Below are 19527 nucleotides of genomic sequence, written 5' to 3'. Positions count from 1 at the left end.
CGGGTGTGTTCGGTCAGGTCGACGGTGTACAGGACAACTCCGGGGGCGGGGCGGGGGTAGTACGGGAAGATGGAGGACGGTCGGCCCGTTGCCGTGCGGGAGCGGGCTCGGTCAAGGGGCTTCCCACAGCAGACGGGCGACGTGGTCGTTGCCGTGGCCGGACCGTGGGCGGGAGGGGGTGTGTCATCCGGCCCGGGGCGGGCGGCTGGCGAATGTGCCACCCGGCGTCGCGCAGTGAAGCGCCGCTCTCACCGTCCTGCGTGTAGGTGACCAGGCGCCGGTACCCGAGGGCCTTCGCCGCGCGCCACGATGCCCCGTAGAGCAGCGAGTTGGCGTTGCGGGTGCCGTCGCCGGCGGTCCGGGTGACTTCGAGGGTGGCGCCGTCGTCGAGGTGGCGGGCAACGGGCCGGCCGACGATCGCGACGGCGCGCAGGACGCCGGACTCGTCGGCGGCGCCGACGGCGAAGATCTGTCCTGCGGGCGGCGGGTGGTGGCGGTGCCAGGTCCGCACGAACTCCTTCGCCTGGCGAGAGCGGACCGGCACCAAGTGCAGCAGGGTGCCGCTCACACGGCCTTCTGGAAGTCGGACTGCGTCGGCGTGTGCTTGGCGATAGCGCGGGCAGTGATCGCCTGCGATGCGCGGGCGGACGCCGCGGACAGCGCCTCCGCGCCCGGCTCCCGATACCACGGGCGAAGGTCGAGCATGGCCGCGCGCATGCCGGTGGCGAAACACAAGGCCGTGCCCTTGGGCAGGGCACGGATCGCGTCGGCGGGCAGGATCCGCTCCTGCCGCATCGACACCGACGTGCTCTTGCCGGACTCCGAGTGCGAGGTGGACGTGGTCTCCACATCGTGGTCACCGATCAGGCGGGACAGCTTGTCGGCGAAGTCCGGGTCGTCGATCCCGGAGCCGATCACCTTGACGGTCGAGGCGGACCACATGGCGTCCATACCCGCGTCCCCCCACACCTTCTGGCCCTGACGGTAGGACTGGAGGATGGTGATCGGGATGATCCCGCGGGAACCGAGGTGGGAGTACAAGTCCGGCAAGTCGCTGATCTTGCACACGTTGGCGGCCTCGTCGAGGATCGCCAGCATCGGAGGATCGAGACGCCCGCCGGCGCGTTCGGCTTGCGCAGTCGCGGCCCGCATCACCGAGTCCGCGCACGCGGCGATCAGCGCCGAGGCGCCGCCTCCGCCGTCCTTGCTGAGCAGGAACAGCGTGTCGGTGGACGTGACGAACTGCTCCGGCCTGAATTCCGGGACGTCCTTCTGCGGGGTCACCCACGCGGCGATTTCCGTGTTCAGGAGCGCGGAGGCGTACTGCCGGGCGGTCTCGTAGATGCCGTCCCGGGTCTCGGGCGGCCCCTCCACCGTGCCCTTGAGCTGCGCGGCGACGGCGGTGAACTTGTGGTCGCGCAGGATGTCGAGGGGCGTGCGGTCGGCGGGGAAGGCGAGCCACTGCATGATGTCGGTGATCGGGCGCTCGTCGAGCGCTGCAGCCAGCAGCAGTTGGGACAGGATGTTGCTGCCGGCCTTCGACCAGAAGTCGCCCTGCTGGGACGCATCGACACTTGCGGCCAGAAAGTGTCCGGCCAACCGGTTCGCCCCGTCCAGGGTTCTCGCGCCGGCCAACGGGTTCCACCACATCGAGCGTTCGGCGTGCGCGATCTGCTGCGGGTCCATGGTCCACACCGCCCCCGCCCGGGCCCTCGCCTCGTAGGCGGTGGTGAAGGCGTCGCCGGCGGCCTTGTTCGACGTCAGCAGGACCGGGCCGGGTGCGCCGAGCATGGACGGAATGGCGAGCGAGGTGGTCTTCCCGGAACGCGGGGCCATGATCGCGACGGCGACGTCCTCGAACCCCATCCTCACATCGTGGCGGCTGCCCTGGAGGTTGCCGAGGAGGATGCCGGTGTCCTTCGCGTCGATGTGCTTGGCGTCCTTCAGGCTGGGGCGCAGGGAGCGGGCTTTGTCGGTGATCGCCTTGGCCATCAGCGGCTCGATGTCCCGGGCCTTGGCCATGTCGGTGATCTTCTTCCGTCCTCCGCTTCGGTTCTTGTGCCGGGCCCACAGGACGCCTGCCCCCGCTCCGAGGGCGAGGAGCAGGAGGACGGGGACGATGCGGGCACCGATCAGCAGGGACGTCTCGCCTGCGGTGGGCCAGACCTGCTCGGGGTGGAGCAGGGCGCTGGTCGGCTGGTAGGGGGCCCAGCTGGTGCCGGTGAGATAGGCGGTGATGTTCCCGCACAGCCAGGCCAGATGGGCGAGGGGGACGACGATGGCGAGCCCGCCGAGCAGGAAGCGCAGGACGAGGTCGTATCCGTTGGTGTTGCTGCTGGAGGAGGAAGGGGGCAAGAGCTAGATGCTTCCGGTCGCGGGAGTCGGGGGCATGGTCACTTCCGGGCCAGGGCTCGCCGGACGGGTGCGAGGACCGATGCGGGGACCAGAGGAGAAGGGGCCTTGCGGGCTGCGGTGTTGATCTCCCGGAGCGCTGTGCCGTGGGTGGCCCAGTCGTCGAGGTAGCTCCAAGATTCGGCGTGGTGTTCGGCGAGGGCGTCGTCGAAGTCCGGGGTGCCGGGCGTGGCGGTGGCGGGGAGGGCGTCGCGGGTGAGCAGCCATTGCTGGTGCAGTTCGTCGAGCCGGTCGAACGCTGTGTGCAGGAGGCCCAGCTGGTAGACCCAGCGGCTCTGGACCGTCTTCTGCGGTAGTTGGGTCAGCTGTGTCTCGGCGGTGGCCAGCAGGTGCCGGGCGCCGTAGCGGAGGGGCTCGAACGCTTCGGCGGTGTCCGCGTCGCGCTGGCTCGCGCGCAGGCCGTAGGCGTATTCGTCGTAGGGCCAGCCGTCGAGGTCGGTGTGCTCGTCGGAGTAGGTGTCCCAGGCGTCGAGGATCTTCTTGCTGTCCCGCACGTAGTGGTCGAGGTGGCGCAGCAGGACGCGGTGTGCGTGGTGGTCGAAGAGGGGGATGGGCGGGGTGTCCTTCCAGGTCAGCGGCGTGCCGGTGTCCGGGTGGCGTCTGGGGCAGGATGCGTGGAGGGTCGGCTGTGCTGGCGCCTGGCGGCGCGCGCCCTCGCCCGGATCGTGTCGAGCCGGGCGGTGTGTGCTGCGACTACCTGCTTGGGGGTGAGCGGGCTGGGCTTCTGGACGACGCTGTAGTGGGCGGTGCGATCGTGCATGCCGCGCTGCAGGGGGTTGGGGTCGGCGAGCGTGGTGACGAAGGCGTTGACGAGTGGCCGGGGTGTGCGGGCGGCGAACCGTGCCTCCCACAGGCGGGGTCCGTAGCGGCCTCGGTCGGGATCGCGCACCTGGATGTGCCAGGACACCTCGGAGTCGTCGCGTTCTTCGGCATGCCGTTCAATGCGGCACGTTCCGTCCGGCGAACTGGCCGCGCCCTGGGCGTCGATGAGCCAGCCCGCGGCGTCGAGCACGTCCAGAGGGGTGGTGTCTGCTGGGGGCGTGGGGGTGACGAGGGCGTCGGTGAGGCCGCAGATGATCTCGGCGGGGGCGAGTTCGCCGAAGTGGGCGTACCAGCCGTGTTCGTTGTCCGTGCGTTCTGCCCACAGCCGCCACCAGGCGGACATGCCGGCTCCCGGATCGAAGCCGAGGCTGTAGCGGTGGTCGGGGCTGGTGAGCACCATCTCGGGGCTGAGCGGGTCGGAGGTGCGCTGCCATCCGGCGACGGCCAGCCCGTGGGTGATGTGCCGTGCGTCGCCGGGACCGGCGAGATGGCGGGGGCTGGTGTCGAAGGGGATCTGCCAGGCGTGCTTGTCGGCGAAGGAGGCGAGCTGTCGTTCGCTCAGCGGCACAGGCAGGACTCCTGCTCGCTGGTCGGTGAACTGCCGTACAGGTAGCGGAGATCGTCCAGCACGTCGTGGAGGGTGTGCTGGTCGGCCAGTTCCCACGCGGCCGTGCGCAGCTCGGTGATCAGCAAGTCGCCCCCCGGTGTGCACAGGGTGTCCGGGTTCTCCAGTACCGCGCGGGCGAGGGCTTGTGCAGGGTCGGGACTCTCGCGCCGGTAGTCGGCGAGGTCCGCGAGCGTTTCGGGCAGGGTACGGATCGTGTCCGGGGCCAGTGCGGGCATCGGGCTCCTTAGGGTGGGACGGTCGCGGTCAGCGGCGGATGCGTGCGCCACCGGCCAGGGTGTAGGGGCGGGCGGCGGCGCTCGGCCTGGTGCCGTGGGCGCTGTTGCTGGCCCAAGCGGCGGCGCGGGCCGCCGTGATGCGGGCCTGCTGCCAGGCACTGAGCTCGGAGGGCTTCACGGACACCGACCAGGTACGGATCTGCGCGCTCATCGGCACGCGTCCGCGCGGGCGCAACACGGGGTCCGGGCTGGCGAGTTCGCTGGAGAAGGCTTGCACCAGGTGCATCGGGGTGTTCGGCGTGAAGGTGGCCGTCCAGCCGTTGCCCTGCGTGTCCTGCGCTCCGGACCACCACGTCGCCGCCCCGTCGGGGCTCTGCCGGTACTGCATCCACGCGGTGCCCTCGGGGCTCGTCGCCGTGAAGTCCTGGCCCTCGAACCGCGTCTGCCAGTCCTGCTCCAGCAACGGGGCCCAGATGTTGGGGGCGTGGGCGGCACGGGGACGGGTGAGGGCGTCGGTCATGCCCGCGAGGATCTCCACCGGGGTCTGACTGCCCAGCTGGGCGGACCACTCGCCGTTCGCCCTCTCCGCCCGGCCGTGGATGGTCCATCCGCCGGGCAGGCTGTAGGGGTCGTAGGCGACACGGACGGTGCGGCCCGGGCTCTCCATGCACAGGGGGCCGCCTGCCTTGGACTTGTCCCGCCAGCCGGAGGCGCGCAGGAACTCCGAGACGTGCCGGACATCACCGCCACCGGCCAGGGCACGGGGCTGGACGAGGTAGTGCTGCTCAGCCTGCTCGCCGGGTCCCCAGCCGTGCCACTGCTTCTTCTTCACCGGTGGCGCCGCACGACGAGCGGTGCGGGCGCCGGAGGCTTCGCCGCCGTAGTGGCGGGCTGGGCGCCGACGCGCCGGAGGGTGTCTGTGTGTTCGTCCAGGTCGAGGGTGATGTCGCTCAGTTCGTTCGAGGCACGGCCCAGGGCGAGCCACACCTCCGCGGGGAGCGCGCCGCGCTCTGCCTGGTCCTTGGCGAACACGCTGCCGGTGGCGACGAGATGGGTGACGCCGCCGAGGACTCCGTTGTCCGGGTCGAGCACGCGGGCGATGACCTGCGCGGCCTGGGGCGGGGGAAGCTGCGAGAGGTGGTCGGCGAGCTGGCCGAGCTGGCGGGCGATAGCGTCGGCCAGTTGCACCGGGTAGGGGACGGGGTGGGTCATGCTCCTCCGGGTCGGTGGGCGGTCAGGGGTGGCGCTGCCCGACGCGCTGTGTCTCGGCGAGGACGGCCTCCGGACGCCCGCCGGCCACCGGGGAGGTGCGGTCGGGGCCGGTCGGAATGCAGGCGCGCAGATAGCGGCGGAAGAGGGCCGTGGCGAGTCGGGGCTTGAGCCGGGCGCTGATCGGTGGGGGTGTGCGGGTTGCTACGGGTTTCTCCGGGTCGGGGGTGGTGAGGGGGCGGTCCCGGCGCGGTGCCGGGACCGCCCAGGCGCCACACGGGGTGCGGCGGCCGACGCCGCAGACAAAGGGGGGAACCGATTGGTCGTCAGGGCCTTGATGTAGGTCTCGACGTCCTTGCCGCATCCGCCGGCCAGGCTGGCCGTGAGGTACTCCGCGGTCAGCGGCGGCGCGATTCCGCAGGCCGGACGCGGCCCGCCGGCGGTGGTGAGGCAGTGGCCGGCCGCTGTCCAGGGCGTGCGGCGTGGTTGCGGGCGTGGAGGATGGCGCGCGCGGCCTCGCTCATGGAGTCGGCGGTGCTTCCGAGCCGCGCGAGGGGATCGGTCTTCCTGACGGGCGCGGCCTCCTGGAAGTCGTCTGCGGCGATCCAGACGCGGACGACGACTTCTCTGACGAGGGGCAGCAGTCCCTGGACGGGGGCGGCGATCTCGGTGAGGACCTCGGCCACCTCGCTGCCGGTGGTGGCAGTAGCGGCTCGCTCGGCGAGTCCCGCCAGGTAGCGCAGGGCGGCCTCGCGTTCACCGTCCGGTGCGACCAGCATGTTCAGCGCGGGGTCGAGGTGGACGCTGTGCGCGGCGGCGAGCAGAGCGTGCGAGGCGGCGGTCGCCTTCAGTCGCTGCTGCTCGAGGGGCAGGCCGTGCGGCAGTCGGTGATAGTCCCCGCGCGGTCCGGGGACGGAGAGGAAGCCGCCGGTTCGCTGGAGAATGTCCGCGGCCTGCTCGGTGCCGCCGACGGCCACGACCAGGCCGGTGCGGGGGTCCCTGGTGATGGTGACGTACTCCAGCACCCAGAAGTCGGGCTCTGCCTGCGTCACCGAGACCGGGCGGTCGTCGTGCGCGAGTTGGCGGGGACGGGCGGCGCGGTGGCGGGCGCGGCGGTGGGCGTGGTCCGGCCCGCGGGATGCTGCAGAGCGGTGCCGATGCCGAGCGCGTCCAGACGCGGGCCGATCTCGCGCAGGGTCCGGGCCTGGGCCTGGGTGTCGTCACCGCTCAGGCGGTAGATGCCGCTCTGTGGGTCATGGACGAAGCCGTGGGCTATCAGGACAGCGCTGGAGCGGTCGTCGGCGGGGGCGGTGGCGATGCTGCCGTCCGGCTGCCAGGTCAGGACGACCCGGTCCGGCTGAGAGGGCTGGATGTGGCCCAGGGCGTTTTGGCGGGCCTGGGCGAGGGCGCGGTCGTAGCGGGCGAGCAGGTCACCGGCGACCTGCTCGGCGCCCAGGAACGGGTCGTCGGCCAGGGCGATGCCGTTGGGCTCGGGGACAGCGCGGTACGCCTCGTCGGGCAGATCGGCCGGGGCGACGGCGGCGACGAGGAATCCGTCGCGCTCGTCGTGCCGGTCCAGGATGACGAGCTGCGCGCCGTCCGGCCGGCTCAGGACGGCGGCCTGCTGCAGGGGGTGCTCGGCGAGGGAGGCGGCGACCAGGTCCAGGTCCCATATGCGGTCGGCGAGTTCGGCGAGGTCGTCCTTGGCATCCGGCGCCAGGTAGGAGCTGGTCCAGGTGTCGGGGAGTTCACCGGCAAGAACGTCGGCGTAGGAGGCGAGGCGCTCGGAGGTGTCGTGGTCGTGCATGGTGTCCTTGGGCAGTTGCAGAGGGGTCAGCGGCGCAGGCGGGTGGCACTGACGGGCGGTGGCGCCGGGGCCGGCAGCGCACGCGGAGGTGGTGGGCAGGCGCACACCGCGGAGCGTTCGCTCTCGTGGTCGGGAACCTGTTCGGTACAGGCCCGGCGGCCGGGGTGAGGGGCGTACCGGTCGGCCAGCCGTGCGCGGGTGTGCGCGAGGTCGGAGCGGATGACGCGTACGTATTCGTCGGCGAGGTAGCGCAAGCGCCGGGCGGTGTAGGGATCGGAGGGGGCGCCGAGGCCGTCGAAGAACTCCGCCAGGGCGCCGAGAGCGTCCTCCAGCCCGGCCAGGACGCCGTCGTGAGGCGCGGTCAGTTCGGTGAGGATGGCGGCTGCCTCGTCAGTGTCGGTGGCTTCACGCAGACGCTCGGCGAGGCGGGAGACCGAGGCACCGAGGGCGGGATAGCGCACGGGCCGGGCATCGGAGTCGAAGATCGGGTCGCAGTCGACGTGGTATCCGGCTGCCCGCAGGCGTGCGACGGCCTTGGTGGCGAGGCGCAACTCGTCGTCCCTGGCACGCGCCGCGGGGGCCCGGTGGTAGGACTCGTGGAGGCGGTGGACGGCGACGAAGCCCGCGCGTTCAAGGATGCTGTGTGCCTCGGAGTCGCCGCCGCGGGCGAGGAGTTCGTCGGAGTGCGGGTCGCGGCGGACGTCCACGAAGCGGTCGGTACGGGGCAAAGAGACGTTTCTCCTACACAGATCGTTGGGCGTTGTGCCCGACGGCGGTCACTGGCTGCTCCGGACGTCGGCGATGTGCACGAGCTGGCCGAGGGCGGTGGTGGTGTACCAGCCGCAGTCGATCAGCTCGTCGCGGCCGGCGAACCGGGCCAGGAGCGTCTCCTCCATGGCCCGCAGGTGGATCAGGCAGTCCGGGCAGCGGCGCGCGAGGTGCACGAGGTAGCGGGGGTGGGCGGTGACGTAGGACTGGGCACCGCCGGTCGCATCCCGAAGCCGCCACCCGTCCTCGTCGGTCGGGGTGTGCCAGGACGGGGCCACCACGCGCATCGCGGCGCCCCATAGTTCCCCGCCGGCCACCCCCTTGAGGACGACGACGGTGTCACCGGCCTGGAAGTGGGCGTGGGTGACGTCCCGGTCGGGCGTGAGCGGGTCAGGCGTCGGCGCGAAAGCCGACGTGGGTGGGGGCTGGGACATGCAGTTCCTTCCACGTGAACGGTGGCGGGGTGGGAGGAACAATGGTCCGGAGGAACGCCGGTTTGGCTAACCGGCGGTCTGCGGCTATGTTGCCCGCCGTCAGCGGAACGGGTTCTCCGTCCCGCGGTCCGTCTCACCGGCTGCGTCGAGGAGTTCGAGCAGGTCACGACCTTCGGCGTCGCGCTGATCGATCCACCAGCCGGCCCGGGTGACGGCACGGGCCTTCTCTTCCAGCTCCGCCCAGTCCGCCTCGTCCCACGTGCCCTCGGCGACGAGCGCGGTGTACGCGGCCGTCATCAGCTGGTGGCGGGACCGCTCGCCCCAGGCCAGGGCCTTTTCCGGGCCCTCCAGCTGCGGCATGCCGAACTGCTGCGCCCAGGCGACGGCCGCTTCCTGCTCCTCGGCCCGCTTGGCCGCGAGCCACTCCTGCTTGGACTCGGAGTCGGCGTCGCGCGCCGCCGTCCAGCAGTCGGTGCAGTCCTTCGACGAGAGCCAGCGGGCATAGCCCGCCCGCTGGTCGGCAGGACGATGGGACAGGTCGTGATCCATGCTGTGGGAGCAGGCGTGCTCCACGGTCCAGGTCGTACGTATTGCCACGTGGTTGTTCCTGCTTTCTGTCTGTCTTCTGTGTTGTCTCAGCGTGTCCTGCGGATGGCGTCTGTGGCCGCCGTGGCGATGGCGGCGGGAGCGCTGGAGGGCTGGGGCAGGTGCAGCAAGGTGGTCCCCGGCAAGTGGTGGGACTTCGCGGTGAGGGTGAGCTGGAGTACGGCGCAGCCGGCGGTCGTGAGCTGCTTGACGCGGGTGACGGCTTGAGCGGTCTCGTCGGGGGTGTAGATGGCGTCGGTGACGATCACGAGGAGGCGGCCGGCGCCGGGGCGGCTGAGTTCGAGGCCGTGGTCGAGCGCGTCCAGGGCGTTGGCGAGGTTGTGACTACTGCCGTTGGCACCGAACGTCGTCACGCGCTCCGGTGCCCGGTGGGTGGGTCGGGTCAATGCGGTCAGATGCGTGTCGTAGGCGATGGTGGCGGTAAGGGAGTCGGGGTCGGTCAGGGCTGCTGCGCGTGCCACGATCCAGGCAGCGGACGCGACGGGCGCGCAGGCGGCACGCATGGAGCCGGAGACGTCGACGGCGATACCCACACGCAGTGGTGGGGTGGGGGAGTTCCGGCGGCGGGTGTGGGTGAACGGTTCCGCGGTGGGGACCGACCCGGCCGCGCGCTGAGCGTCGCGGGCGAGGGCCGCGCGCATGTTGAGGCGGCCGGGCGGGGTGGGGCTGGTGGTCCGCTCCTCGGTCCGCTCGCGGTAGGCGGCGGCGCGCAGGGCGCGGCTCAGGCGCGCGGCGGCACTCTGCTCGGCGGCGGTGGGCTTGCGGGTGCCGGTGACCGGGTTGCCGTGGGGTGCCGGTGTGCCGTCGGGGGTGACGGTGGTGCCACGGGCGTTGAAGACCGACTTGGCGGTGGCGGCGGCTTTGCGTCGCTGGCCGGCCCGCTGGGCGCGGTCCTGAGCCTGCGCCTTGGACTGCGCGGCGATGGCGTTGGTCGCTGCGGCCTGTGCCGCGAGGTCGGCGGCGTCGGTGGCTGCCGTGCTGTCCATGACGACCCCCACGGCGCCGGACAGCAGATCGGTGAGGTTCTCCGGCACGGGCAGGGCGGGGGCCGCAGTGTCCAGAGCGTCGCACCATTTCTGAGCGTGCGCGAGCATGGTCGTGGCGTCGTGGTCGGCGCACTGGTGGGCTGCGGTCCAGATGCGGGTGAGTGTGGCCAGCAGGTTTGCGCCCAGCACCTTTTCGCACAGATCGGCGACGGCCCGGGTCTCGCCGGCGTCCAGGATGCCGACGTCACGGCGGCCGAGGACCAGGGCCGCCGCGGCGGCGGCGTGCTCGATGCCCTGGAGGGTGGGGTGGGCGATGTCGGGCATGATCAGGGTTCGGGTACTGGTGCGCAGGTAGGTGCGGTCCGTGGGCCGCGTGATCAGGTGTGCGCCTTCGGCACGGCTCTCCTCCAGCAGGAGCGCGGCCTCGACGACACGGGGGTTCGCTCCGGCTGGCGCCGTCCAGATGGAGTGGGCCGCGTGCGCGGCCTCGTGGACGAACACTCCCCAGGCGGCGGGATACCGCTCCTCGTCGCCCACGATCCGCGGATGGATCTCGTGGGGCTTAAGCGGGGCGAACAGGCCGGCGTCGAACTCGACCTCGCCCAGAGTGGGGAAGAACGCGGCCGGTGCGCCGCTGCGCGTGCCGGGGCGGCAGGTGACGAGGAGGTCCTGGCGGCCGGAGAGGGCGACCAGTCGGTCGCCGAGTTCGGCTCCCACGCGCAGCCACGCGGCTGGGGAGGAACGGAGTTGGGCGGGCGGGGCGCCGTCGTCGTCCCATCGCGCGAGGTCGGCGTCGTCGTCCGGTGTGGTGGCGGGGGACTGGACGTGGTGGTGGGCGCTCATCGCGAGCGGCCCCGGTGCGCGGCCCCGGTGCTGCCCGGGGGCTGCCGGACGGCCGGGGCGGAAAGCTGCTTGCCGAGGGTGAGGGGGGCTACCTCCTTGACGCCGGCAGCCTTGATGACGGCAGCGGCGACGGCGTCGCGATCCTCCAGAGGAGCGATGCCGACCAGGTTCGCGAGCGCGGCTTTGGTGCCGAGGACGGCCTCGGTTTTCTGGTAGCTGAGCAGCTCTCGCAGTTGGGGGGCCCAGCCCAGCTCGCCGAGTTCGACTTGGCGGGAGAGGTGTCGGGCGACCCGGACCACCCGGGCGTCGATCCTCAGGGCCAGGGCGAGGTCATAGTCCGTGCCGATCTGGATTTGCACGCTGAACCGGCTCGCGAGCGCCTCCGTCAAAACCGCCCCGTGGACGCCGGGATTGTGGCCCGCCACTACGTAGAAGCCCGGCTCGGCTTTGATGGTCTCGCCCTTGTGGGCCTTGACCTGGATCTGCCTGCGCCCGTCCATCGCGGGATACAACGCCGCCAGGACCTTCGGTGAGATCAAGGTGGCATCGTCGATCAGCAGGGCGCGGCCCTCGGTCATCGCGGTGCCCAGCGGCCCGTACTGGAAGACGTAGGCTCCCGCGTCGTCCTGTGTGTACTCGCCGATCAAGTCGCCGACCGTGGTGTCGCCGTCACCGGCGACGGTGAGCAGGTCCGGGAACGCCGCCTCGACCAGACTCGTCTTGCCGGTGCCCGGAGGGCCGTAGAGCAGCACCGGCACGTCGGCGTCGCGCAGGCGATTCAACGCCTCGACGTCGGGCAGATCGGCCAGTTCCCGGGGGTGGTAGACCTGGCCTCCCGCGCGGCGGATCGGGCCGGTCTGCCTGGGCGTGGCTGCTGCGGGAATGGTCGTGCGGGCCGTGGCCGCCTGGGCGCGGGGAGAGTGGGTTCCCGGTGGGCTGATCACAGCGGTCTGCGCGGCTGCGGTGGTTTTCGCGTTCGCGCGGAACTCCGGTTGTCCGGTTCCGCCTTGGTCGGCCTCGCCGCGTCGCACCAGGGTGAGGGCGGCGTTGCGGACGGCGCCGTGGGAGTGGCCCAGCTGCCTGGCCATGTCCCCGATGGTGAGCGTGTCCGCCGGCCGGTCGGCCAGCAGTCGGGCCACCTTGGCCCGTAGTTCGCCGCCCTTGGTGCGCGCTGGACTGGTAGGCGTTCCGGGTGTGGTCAAAAACGAGGCCCTTTCAACAGGTACGGGTGCGGGCGGGGTTGGCGATGCGCTGGTGAGGCTGGCTGCTCTCGGAGCGGATCACGGAGTGTGCCAGCATCGGCGACCGGGCCAACCGGGGCGTACCGTCGGCGCTCACCGGCCGACCGAGGGCTCGGTCCTGGTGCACGGGATGGCTGGCGACGAGCAGCTCGCTGGTTGCCGAGCAGGCCCGTGCGTCCGCTCCGTACCGGGTTCCGTCGCTCGGCAGGCGCAGCCTGGCGTCTCTTCGAAGCCGGACTGGAGCAGGATCCGCCGGGCGGCGGCGTTGTAGCCGGTGGTGGTGATCTCGCCGGTGATGGTGTGCCGGATCGTCATGAACGGCTCTGCTGGTGCTTCGGGCAAGGCGGGTCTCCTATCGGTGGTGGCGGGCGGCCGTGCTGGTGCGGGGCGGAGGCGTGGGCGGTGTGGTGTCCACGGCCGGGCGCGGGCGGGCGCGCAGCACGGGGGTGCGGTGCGGGGGAAGGACGGCGACGGTCGCGCCCAGGTCCTCGGCGGCCTCTTCGACTTCGCGGGTGAGGAACTCGATCTGCCGGCCAAGCGCCGCGAGGCGGGCAGCGACCTGACGGCCCTGCGCGTTCTCCAGCGCGCCGGCGAACTGGGCGCTCGTCTCCAGGAGTTCCTGCAGGCGGACCATCGGGCCGGCGGTGTAGCCGCGCTGGACGGCACCGAGGAGGGCGTTGGAGGCGTCGCCCGCCGTGTGGCCTTCGACGACGTCGCGGATGAGGTCCTGCAGGGACAGCTCCGGAGGTGACGGCGGACGGTTGAACCGGGAGACGTCCGGGCGCAGCACGCCGGGCGGGACCGGGGCGGGCAGCGCCTTGCCCGCCGCGTACTCGTTAGGGAAGTGCCCGATCACCAGCCAGCCCGGTACACCCGGGTCACCGCGCAGCGCGACGACCGTCGAGTCGTCGTCCTCGACCAGATAGGCGAGGGTGATCGGTTGTCCGTCGGCGGCGTACCACGACTCGACCAGATCCAGCTCACCGCGCCGCTGCGCGGCCTGGGCCCGCTCGGTCCACATCTGCTGTTCCTTGCCGGTCAGCGGACTGGTGTGGTGCCAGCCGTCGCGCTGGTCGGCAAGGGCGCTGGCGATCGAGCCGTGGTCCGCCCACGCAGCGAGGTGCGGCCACAGCGAAGCGTGCTGAGTACGTTCGTCCGGGGAGCCGGGGTCGGCCGGGTGGTCGAGAGCGTGGCGGATCACGGTGGCCGAGGCGGCCAGGCCGTCCAGGACGGCCCGCCACCCGGCCAGGTGCCAGGCGGGAGGCAGCCTGTCGAGCGCACGGCGGGCAGCGTGGAGGAGAGCGTCGGCGTGCGGGGCGAGGTGGGTGGCGTACGCCTTGACCGCTGCCGTGTCGCGGCGGGCTCGTGCTGCTGCCGCGGCACTGGCGTGGACGGTACGGCCGTAGCGGTCGCGTGTCATCGCGAGCGCTGCCTCGGTCTCACAGTCGATGACCGCCATCCGCAAGCGGAAGTCGCGTGCTGTGGTGGTCAGTTCGGCAGCTGTGGGCGCGGTGCCGTAGTGGAAGTGGTCAGGCAGAAGCGGTTCCTTGGTCGGCAGGAGGGTCTCCGGGGAGAACAGAGGGGGAAACATCGGGCGGACGACAGGGTCGTTCCGCGGCAGGGAGTGGCGTCCTTGGCCGCGACTCGACTAGCGACGGGCGGCGGTGCGCGGGGTACCGGCCTTCGCCGGCGTCGCGGCTGGAGCGCTGTGGGGCTGATTGCCGCGCGGGGGGGTCCGGATGGAGGGCGGGGCGTCGAGGGAGGACCAGGCAGCCGGGTGGTTGTTGAAGGCGGTGCGCGGGTCTGTGGACCAGCTGACGAGCGGGCCGATGTCCTCGTGCAGGAGGCTGATCACCTCGACGCCCTCTTTGTGCAGGACGTATCCCCACTACATGTCCTGCTGGTCGGCGGTCGTGTCGGTGACCGACATGCGGACCGGCGGGGAGCCGTCCGGGGTGAGCAGGTGGTCGAGGGTTCGGCTGGGCCAGTGCTCGCCGCCGGTCAGCGCGTTCACGAGTGCGGGCGGAGCGTCGTCGAGGAGATCGGTGCCGAGTTCGTCCCAGCCGACGGTCACGTCGTCGATGAGGTGCCGGGTCATGGCCTCGACGTCCTGACCGAACCGGTATCGGTGGGCGGCGAGCAGGAGGGGGAGCTTCTGGCTCGGATCACCGTCGAGGTGGACATAGATGCCGTCGTAACCGGATTCGGTGGGCCGGGCGATGAAACAGCGGGTGGACAGAGGTACTCCAAAACTGCCAGGACGCTTCAGACTTGGCGGAACAGGTCTAGGGCCGGCGGCGTGGAGACTGGGGGCCTGAGGCATCGGTGGCCCGCTGGTGTTGCTCGGCGACGCCCGGCGCCGGGGCGGGCCTGGGCGGGGGAGCGGTGACGGATTGCAGCGCCCGTTTCAGACTGCGCAGCGCCGCCGCGTGCCCGAGCGTCAGGGCCAGTTGGCTATCGGCCGTGGCGGCGGGGGCATGCCGGTAGGCGAGGCGGTGGGTGTCGGCGAGGCCGGTGAGGGCCGTGCTCAGATGCATGGCGGCCCGGTTGGTGTGCACGAGCGCGGTCGCCAGCTGCGCCAGGTACTCGCGTCCCACGGTCGTGGAGGCGAGGGGGCTGTCGGCGGATTGGCGAAGATCCGCGAGGAGACCGGTCGCGAGGTTGTGCACGGCGACCAGTTCGTCGGTGGTGGGTGTGATGGCGGCCCGCGCGTTGTCGGCCTCGGGAGGCACGAGGGCGGCGGCGGTCTCGGTGATGCGCCGCTGCCAGGTGGTCAGGCGGGCGTGAACGAAGGCGTCGTTGCTCAGGCTCATCGGCGCTGCCTCCGGTACGAGGCCGCTCCTGGCAGGGGCGGGTGCGTACGTGGTCCGTCGTTGGTGTGCAGGGTGATGTGGAAGTTGTGGTGCCGCAGGCGCTGCAGGCTGGTGATCAGGTGGCGCCTCACCTCCTGGGGGCTGAGGGCGTCGGGAAGGTGGCACTCGCCGGTCGCGGGGTCGAGGAGGAACCCGCCGTGCGCGAGGAGTTCGGCGTTGGCACCGAGGTAGCCGGAGCGGATCCGGGGGCGCTGCTGGTCGTCGAAGGCGACGTGGACCTGCAGGTGGCCCGGACTGCTGCGCCGGATCACGATCGGGGCGGCGAGCCGGTAGGCGAGCAGCAGTCGGCGGTGCAGGGCGGCTGCGGCCCGGACCGGGTCGTCGGGAACGGCGATGCCGCGCGGGGCCCGGATGCCGCGGACATGCCGGTAGCTGGTGTTCGCGGGCAGCATCGGCAGCACCAGGTACTGCCGGGGGCGGTGGGGGCGGGGCAGGACGTAGAGCTGGAGGCCCCAGCGGTGGGTGAGCACGGTGCGCCGGGCGTCGGCTTCGTAGGCCGTGTACGGCATGGGGCCGCTGTCCCACATCCGTGCGCCCGCCGGGTCGTCGGCGATGAGCACGGTGTGGGGGGAGGGCTGCCAGCCGGGCAGCCGCTCGGCGAGAGCATGGGTGAACTCGGTGAGGTGCACGGGAGGTTCCTCGTGGGGGTGGTCGTCGGAGCCGCTGGTCACGAGGAGGCGGTCATGCCGTGGGCGTCGGTGCGGCGGCAGGTGTAGCCGAGCAGCGTCGACTTGCCCGGCGTGGTGGGGACGGCGGCGACGTCGGAGCAGGTGAACTCGTAGGTGAAGTAGGGGCTGTTGGTGGTGCCGAGCCAGGCGCGGTCGTTCTTCTCCGGGATGATCTCGAAGCCGGAGAAGACTGTGTCGCGCTGGGTGTGGTTGTGGGCGAATACGACGAGGGCCTGGCCGTCGGCGGCCTTCAGCGCGTAGCTGCCGGTGAACTCGGGGGCGGCGGCCGAGAACGTGGTGACGCCGTGGCTGCCGAACTTGTGCACCGTCTTGTCGTGTGCCTTGATCTGCCGGGCGGTCGCCTTCGAAGAGGTGAAGACCTTCCTTGCGCTCAGGTTGCCGCCCGTGGCGAAGTTGTCGCCGACGGCGGTACGCAGGGTGGTGACCGGTGTGGCGGCGTCCTTGCTGGAGGTGGCGTCCAGGGCGGTGGCGTAGCCGTCGGTGTCGAGGGAGATCTTTGGGAGCTTCTTCGGGTCGTCGAGGTCGACCGCGGCGACCATCTCCCACCGCTTCGTTGTGGCCTGCTGGGCGAGGACCATCACCCGGACGTGCTGCTTCTTCTGGCCGCTGCGGGTGACGGCGGCGAACCACCGCTGCTGGTCGGCGCGGAAGCGGGGGATGTAGACGTCGGTGGCGGCGAGGTCGTAGGACCACGGCTTGTACGGCTCGCGGTCGGCCTGGGGCAGGCCCTCGTTTTCCTTGTAGTCGGCCATCGACATCGCGTACAGCGGCCCGTCCTCGACCGTGTCCAGGAGCGCCCGGTTGCGGTGCTTGTTCGCCTCGTTGTTGATCTTCGAGTAATGGGCGATCTGGGCCAGGGCCTCCTTCTTCGTCAAAGCCGGCAGGGCGGCAGGGGAGGGCGAAGCGCTGGCGGCGGTCTTGACCGTGGTGCTGGCGTTGTTGCTGGTGGTGCAGGCGGTGGCGGTGAGAGCGGCCGTGATGGTGGTGGCGAGCAGAGCCGCGGTGCGGCGGGCGAGGGCGTGCCGTGGGATGTGGTGCTCCGGGTGCGTACGGTCAGTGGGTTCGGGTGGGGACCGCGGATGCCGCAGGCGCGGGTGGCGCGGCAGGGGGTGGGGGCCGGGTGTCGGCGGCGGTCCGCAGGTGCTTCGCGGCGTCGGCGAGATGCGTTCGGGTCTGTGCGATGCGGTCGGCGAGATGCCGGTGGCCGGTGGTCGTCGCGCGGGCCCGGCCGGGGCTCGGCGCTTGGTGGCCGAAGTCGACGAGACTGCCGAGCACGTGGATGGCGGCGCCGAGCGAGGCGAGCGCGGCACCGGCAGGCTCGGCCGCGCGGGCGAGTCCGCCGGCGAGGCGGCGCTGGGCGGCCGTGACCTGGGAGGGGTAGCGGTCGGCAGCCCGGTGGCGCACTGCGTGCTGGCCGGCCAGGTAGCCCAGCAGACGGGCCAGGTGGCGGACTTCGTCGTCCAGGAGGTCACTGAGCACCGGGTCTGCGCGGATTTGGTCGGGCAGCGGGAGCTGGTCGGCGATGGAGTTGAGCCGGTCGGCCACGTCGTGCAGCAGCATCCGCTCGTCGAGGTCGCTGGCAGCTTCAGCAGGCATCAGAGGTCTACCGCCGGGCCGCGGACGGTGTGCCCGCTGCCTGCCCGGAGCCGAGGGCCGGCGCGGGGGCGCGGCATGGCGGGCGCCGGGTGGTGGGGGTGGCGTGGCGGACGCTGACGCCGATGGCCTGAGCGGTCAGCTGCCGGACGGCGGTCTCGGTCAGCAAGGTCGTGCGGGTCGGTGGCACGGGCTTCGCGAAGGTCATCGGCTGGGGCCGGCCGGCGTAGCCGGGGGCGGGGGTGGCGCCGGCAGCGTTCCGCGGACTGTGCGGGCGCGTTGCGTGAGCGGGTCGGGATCCGGTGGCGGGTCGTAGTGTGCCCGGAGGATCTTCAGGTCGGCTTCGGCTGCCATCGCGAGGGCGGAGGAAATGCGGCTGGCCGCGTCGCGCAGGAGCTTCGGCGGCGACCCGGTCTCCGCGCCGCGGTTCTGGTTCTTCCAGCGGGCGGCCAGGGCCAGGTGGTCGATGACCTCTGCGAGGAACGGCTCGACCGTGTCCAGCAGTGCGTTGAGGACGGTGCTGAACTCGGCCGGCGTGTCGGCGGCGTCCAACGCTTGCCGGTACGGGCTCAGGTCCGGGACGGGGAGCGGCGCGGCTGTCAGCGCATGCCGGGCGCGGAAGTCTTCTGCGTCGAGCTTGGCCCATCGGTGCAGGTCGTCTGTGGTGGCCGAGCCGGTCTGGTGGGCGCGGATCTGCTCCGCGGTGCGCCCGACGTTGTCGTACAGCTCGTAATCGGGGTGCTGCAGGGGTAACTCCGCAGAATCGGAAGGGGCGTTGTGGTCGCTTCGGGCGAGGTTGTCGTCACGAGCGGTGGTGCCTACGGGGCGATGCCAGGGAGGGAGGCGCGAGTGCTTTCACGGCGCAGCTCACCGGCTGGGGAGCTCCGTGTGCGGTGCGTGGGGGTGGGGGTCTCGGCGTTCTGTCCGGCGGTGGGGTTTCGGGGACAGCGCCGAGGAGGGAGGGGCGGTTGCCGAGGTCGCGGATCCAGTTCAGGAGCTTGGGGAGGTTCTTGTCGGGCCCGTAGGCGAGGTAGGTTCCGTCGGCGGTGTCGCAGCCGAACCACTCGGCGATCCCGAGTCGGATCCGGGAGTTGACGCGGCCCATGTGCACGCTCTTGCCGAGTCCCTTCGCCTCCCGTGCCAACTGCTCGGCGACCGGGCCGAGTTTCCACTCGGTCGATCCGGCCAGGAAGAGGACGTCGAAGGCATCCCAGGGCAGCAGACCGGGTGCATCGCATCCGTCCTGTGCCGCGTAGGCCGCGGGAACGCCCAGTTCGCGGATGCGGGCCAGCCAGGGCAGGGACTCGCTCAGGGTGCCGGCTGCGTCGAACGGCTCATCCGGGGCGAGCGCCCACAGACACCGGTCAGGCCCGTACCGGTCGACGGTGCGGCTCAGCCATGCGAACCATGCCTCGGTGCCCGGCCAGTAGCGGCCTTTGCCGTCGCTGCCGAACTTCGAGTTGTCACACGCGTACAGGGCGCCCTCGGGGATGCGGCTGCCTTGCGCGGGAGTGGTCATACAGCCGATGCGTCCGGCTCTCATCGCAGCCCGGATGTCAGGCCCCGAGGGAGTGCCGAGATACAGCACCGCGCACCTCCCGAGCGGACGGAGCGCGGGTCCGCCGGTCTGTGGGAACCCGTGGGTGAGGGGGAGGGATGGTGCTCTGCGGACGTGTCCGGGTTCGGGTCACCGGCTCTTCGGGCGGCCCGGCCGGGTGCGAGCTGTGACCGGTTCGGGGAGGTGGCTGGACTCCGAGGCGTTGGTGGGCGAGACGGGGTGGGGCAGCAGCCCGAGCTGGCCGAGGCGGTGGTCGATAGCCTCGACCAAAGGCTGGGCGCTCCCGCCGTGGCGGGCCTCGGGCAGCTGCGAGGCACCGGGGTCATCGGAGGCGGCCGAGTCGTAGAGGACCTCGAAGACGCTCGGGTCGTCAGGGTGCTCGCGGGTCACGATCCAGCCCTCGGGGTCGCCGGGCGGGCGCTCGGAGGGCGGCTCCTGCGGCGGGCTGATGATCAGGTAGCTGTCGTCGGGGAGAGCCACGCGCACGATGTAGGCGCTGAGGCCGAACTCGATGTCGCACGCCAGCCCGCGCTCTCGCAGCGGCGTGGTGATGTGCGCGTGGCGGCGCCACAACTCCTGCCACCACGGGGTGTCCACGTTGCGATGGTCGGGAAGCGGCGCGAGCGGAGCCGCGCGGCGGGCGTCTGGAGTTCTCTGCTGGTCAGCGGCCACGGTTCCGCCTGCGGGTGGCCGGCGGGCGGTGGGGCGGAGGTATCCGGCGAGTGGGGTCGGCTTGCGGCTTCGGCACCGGACTGAAATCGAGTGCGTACTCGTCGCAGACGGCGATCAGGCCGTGCTCCATCTGAGCTTCGCGTTCGGCGATCTGTGCCATGAGGTCGTCGT

The 19527-nt window shown here is 71.8% G+C and carries 26 protein-coding genes; all 26 read right to left on the bottom strand.

The features are described 5' to 3' along the window. Nucleotides 1-13: 13 nt before the first annotated feature. Complete coding sequence (locus ACIRR9_RS47980; protein ID WP_403765857.1) at nucleotides 14-568, bottom strand: XF1762 family protein; 555 nt, start codon at nucleotides 566-568, stop codon at nucleotides 14-16. Beyond that, nucleotides 565-2355, bottom strand: coding sequence for a type IV secretory system conjugative DNA transfer family protein (locus ACIRR9_RS47975; RefSeq protein ID WP_403765854.1), 1791 nt, complete (start codon nucleotides 2353-2355; stop codon nucleotides 565-567). Before ACIRR9_RS47975 ends, ACIRR9_RS47980 begins: the two co-directional genes overlap by 4 nt. A 38-nt stretch (nucleotides 2356-2393) precedes the next feature. Then, entirely contained in the window at nucleotides 2394-2906 is a 513-nt protein-coding gene (locus tag ACIRR9_RS47970; protein ID WP_403765852.1) for a hypothetical protein, read from the bottom strand. A gap of 77 nt (nucleotides 2907-2983) precedes the next feature. Continuing rightward, nucleotides 2984-3802, bottom strand: coding sequence for a DUF317 domain-containing protein (locus ACIRR9_RS47965; RefSeq protein WP_403765849.1), 819 nt, complete (start codon nucleotides 3800-3802; stop codon nucleotides 2984-2986). Further along, entirely contained in the window at nucleotides 3793-4077 is a 285-nt protein-coding gene (locus tag ACIRR9_RS47960; RefSeq protein WP_403765846.1) for a hypothetical protein, read from the bottom strand. The genes ACIRR9_RS47965 and ACIRR9_RS47960 overlap by 10 nt, the downstream gene beginning before the upstream one ends. Before the next feature lie 28 nt (nucleotides 4078-4105). Continuing rightward, a complete protein-coding gene (locus ACIRR9_RS47955; protein WP_403765843.1) occupies nucleotides 4106-4909 on the bottom strand; it encodes a DUF317 domain-containing protein in 804 nt (267 codons plus the stop codon). Then, entirely contained in the window at nucleotides 4906-5289 is a 384-nt protein-coding gene (locus ACIRR9_RS47950; protein WP_403765839.1) for a hypothetical protein, read from the bottom strand. Before ACIRR9_RS47950 ends, ACIRR9_RS47955 begins: the two co-directional genes overlap by 4 nt. A gap of 395 nt (nucleotides 5290-5684) precedes the next feature. Then, nucleotides 5685-6338 carry a hypothetical protein gene (locus ACIRR9_RS47945; RefSeq protein WP_403765836.1) on the bottom strand — a complete coding sequence of 218 codons (654 nt, stop codon included), beginning with the start codon at nucleotides 6336-6338 and terminating at the stop codon, nucleotides 5685-5687. Beyond that, a complete protein-coding gene (locus ACIRR9_RS47940; RefSeq protein ID WP_403765833.1) occupies nucleotides 6335-7093 on the bottom strand; it encodes a hypothetical protein in 759 nt (252 codons plus the stop codon). The genes ACIRR9_RS47945 and ACIRR9_RS47940 overlap by 4 nt, the downstream gene beginning before the upstream one ends. A gap of 26 nt (nucleotides 7094-7119) precedes the next feature. Beyond that, nucleotides 7120-7821, bottom strand: a complete 702-nt coding sequence (locus tag ACIRR9_RS47935; protein ID WP_403765830.1) for a hypothetical protein — start codon at nucleotides 7819-7821, stop codon at nucleotides 7120-7122. Between the two features lie 48 nt (nucleotides 7822-7869). Continuing rightward, nucleotides 7870-8295 (bottom strand): hypothetical protein, encoded by a 426-nt coding sequence (locus ACIRR9_RS47930; RefSeq protein WP_403765827.1) that lies wholly within the window; start codon nucleotides 8293-8295, stop codon nucleotides 7870-7872. 99 nt (nucleotides 8296-8394) lie between these two features. After that, nucleotides 8395-8844 carry a hypothetical protein gene (locus ACIRR9_RS47925; protein ID WP_403766017.1) on the bottom strand — a complete coding sequence of 150 codons (450 nt, stop codon included), beginning with the start codon at nucleotides 8842-8844 and terminating at the stop codon, nucleotides 8395-8397. An 86-nt stretch (nucleotides 8845-8930) separates the two neighbouring features. Next, complete coding sequence (locus tag ACIRR9_RS47920; RefSeq protein WP_403765824.1) at nucleotides 8931-10730, bottom strand: hypothetical protein; 1800 nt, start codon at nucleotides 10728-10730, stop codon at nucleotides 8931-8933. After that, nucleotides 10727-11869: an AAA family ATPase gene (locus ACIRR9_RS47915; RefSeq protein ID WP_403766014.1), complete on the bottom strand. Its 1143-nt coding sequence runs from the start codon at nucleotides 11867-11869 to the stop codon at nucleotides 10727-10729. Before ACIRR9_RS47915 ends, ACIRR9_RS47920 begins: the two co-directional genes overlap by 4 nt. 195 nt (nucleotides 11870-12064) lie before the next feature. Then, the gene (locus tag ACIRR9_RS47910) at nucleotides 12065-12286 is read right to left on the bottom strand and encodes a hypothetical protein (RefSeq protein ID WP_403766011.1); all 222 of its coding nucleotides are present in this window, start codon (nucleotides 12284-12286) and stop codon (nucleotides 12065-12067) included. Nucleotides 12287-12323: 37 nt separating this feature from the next. Beyond that, nucleotides 12324-13430, bottom strand: coding sequence for a hypothetical protein (locus tag ACIRR9_RS47905; protein ID WP_403766008.1), 1107 nt, complete (start codon nucleotides 13428-13430; stop codon nucleotides 12324-12326). A gap of 189 nt (nucleotides 13431-13619) precedes the next feature. After that, the gene (locus ACIRR9_RS47900; protein ID WP_403765821.1) at nucleotides 13620-13826 is read right to left on the bottom strand and encodes a hypothetical protein; all 207 of its coding nucleotides are present in this window, start codon (nucleotides 13824-13826) and stop codon (nucleotides 13620-13622) included. A 33-nt stretch (nucleotides 13827-13859) separates the two neighbouring features. Further along, complete coding sequence (locus tag ACIRR9_RS47895) at nucleotides 13860-14069, bottom strand: hypothetical protein (protein ID WP_403765818.1); 210 nt, start codon at nucleotides 14067-14069, stop codon at nucleotides 13860-13862. A gap of 187 nt (nucleotides 14070-14256) precedes the next feature. Continuing rightward, nucleotides 14257-14784, bottom strand: a complete 528-nt coding sequence (locus ACIRR9_RS47890; protein ID WP_403765815.1) for a hypothetical protein — start codon at nucleotides 14782-14784, stop codon at nucleotides 14257-14259. Continuing rightward, nucleotides 14781-15515, bottom strand: a complete 735-nt coding sequence (locus ACIRR9_RS47885; RefSeq protein WP_403765812.1) for a hypothetical protein — start codon at nucleotides 15513-15515, stop codon at nucleotides 14781-14783. Before ACIRR9_RS47885 ends, ACIRR9_RS47890 begins: the two co-directional genes overlap by 4 nt. Continuing rightward, the gene (locus ACIRR9_RS47880; protein ID WP_403765809.1) at nucleotides 15512-16408 is read right to left on the bottom strand and encodes a hypothetical protein; all 897 of its coding nucleotides are present in this window, start codon (nucleotides 16406-16408) and stop codon (nucleotides 15512-15514) included. The genes ACIRR9_RS47885 and ACIRR9_RS47880 overlap by 4 nt, the downstream gene beginning before the upstream one ends. A 178-nt stretch (nucleotides 16409-16586) precedes the next feature. Further along, nucleotides 16587-17129: a hypothetical protein gene (locus tag ACIRR9_RS47875; protein ID WP_403765806.1), complete on the bottom strand. Its 543-nt coding sequence runs from the start codon at nucleotides 17127-17129 to the stop codon at nucleotides 16587-16589. Between the two features lie 7 nt (nucleotides 17130-17136). Then, complete coding sequence (locus ACIRR9_RS47870) at nucleotides 17137-17334, bottom strand: hypothetical protein (RefSeq protein WP_403765803.1); 198 nt, start codon at nucleotides 17332-17334, stop codon at nucleotides 17137-17139. Continuing rightward, on the bottom strand, nucleotides 17331-17678 hold the full coding sequence (locus tag ACIRR9_RS47865) for a hypothetical protein (protein ID WP_403765801.1): 348 nt from the start codon (nucleotides 17676-17678) through the stop codon (nucleotides 17331-17333). The genes ACIRR9_RS47870 and ACIRR9_RS47865 overlap by 4 nt, the downstream gene beginning before the upstream one ends. 250 nt (nucleotides 17679-17928) lie before the next feature. Next, nucleotides 17929-18645 (bottom strand): hypothetical protein, encoded by a 717-nt coding sequence (locus ACIRR9_RS47860; protein ID WP_403765798.1) that lies wholly within the window; start codon nucleotides 18643-18645, stop codon nucleotides 17929-17931. A gap of 168 nt (nucleotides 18646-18813) precedes the next feature. Continuing rightward, nucleotides 18814-19281, bottom strand: coding sequence for a hypothetical protein (locus tag ACIRR9_RS47855; protein ID WP_403765794.1), 468 nt, complete (start codon nucleotides 19279-19281; stop codon nucleotides 18814-18816). Nucleotides 19282-19527 lie beyond the last annotated feature (246 nt).

Source organism: Streptomyces sp. NPDC101234 (assembly GCF_044767525.1).
GTDB lineage: Bacteria > Actinomycetota > Actinomycetes > Streptomycetales > Streptomycetaceae > Streptomyces > Streptomyces sasae.
Note: the sequence above shows the minus strand (reverse complement) of the source record. Positions and strands in the feature narration are given on the sequence as shown.

Excerpts from the sequence above, each read along its gene's own strand:
- ACIRR9_RS47930 (WP_403765827.1), bottom strand. The coding sequence starts at position 8,295 with ATGTCCCAGCCCCCACCCACGTCGGCTTTCGCGCCGACGCCTGACCCG.
- ACIRR9_RS47950 (WP_403765839.1), bottom strand. The coding sequence starts at position 5,289 with ATGACCCACCCCGTCCCCTACCCGGTGCAACTGGCCGACGCTATCGCC.
- ACIRR9_RS47920 (WP_403765824.1), bottom strand. The coding sequence starts at position 10,730 with ATGAGCGCCCACCACCACGTCCAGTCCCCCGCCACCACACCGGACGAC.
- ACIRR9_RS47875 (WP_403765806.1), bottom strand. The coding sequence starts at position 17,129 with ATGCCTGCTGAAGCTGCCAGCGACCTCGACGAGCGGATGCTGCTGCAC.
- ACIRR9_RS47905 (WP_403766008.1), bottom strand. The coding sequence starts at position 13,430 with ATGGCGGTCATCGACTGTGAGACCGAGGCAGCGCTCGCGATGACACGC.
- ACIRR9_RS47890 (WP_403765815.1), bottom strand. The coding sequence starts at position 14,784 with ATGAGCCTGAGCAACGACGCCTTCGTTCACGCCCGCCTGACCACCTGG.
- ACIRR9_RS47860 (WP_403765798.1), bottom strand. The coding sequence starts at position 18,645 with ATGACCACTCCCGCGCAAGGCAGCCGCATCCCCGAGGGCGCCCTGTAC.
- ACIRR9_RS47895 (WP_403765818.1), bottom strand. The coding sequence starts at position 14,069 with ATGACCCGGCACCTCATCGACGACGTGACCGTCGGCTGGGACGAACTC.
- ACIRR9_RS47925 (WP_403766017.1), bottom strand. The coding sequence starts at position 8,844 with ATGGATCACGACCTGTCCCATCGTCCTGCCGACCAGCGGGCGGGCTAT.
- ACIRR9_RS47870 (WP_403765803.1), bottom strand. The coding sequence starts at position 17,334 with ATGACCTTCGCGAAGCCCGTGCCACCGACCCGCACGACCTTGCTGACC.
- ACIRR9_RS47910 (WP_403766011.1), bottom strand. The coding sequence starts at position 12,286 with ATGACGATCCGGCACACCATCACCGGCGAGATCACCACCACCGGCTAC.
- ACIRR9_RS47940 (WP_403765833.1), bottom strand. The coding sequence starts at position 7,093 with ATGCACGACCACGACACCTCCGAGCGCCTCGCCTCCTACGCCGACGTT.
- ACIRR9_RS47960 (WP_403765846.1), bottom strand. The coding sequence starts at position 4,077 with ATGCCCGCACTGGCCCCGGACACGATCCGTACCCTGCCCGAAACGCTC.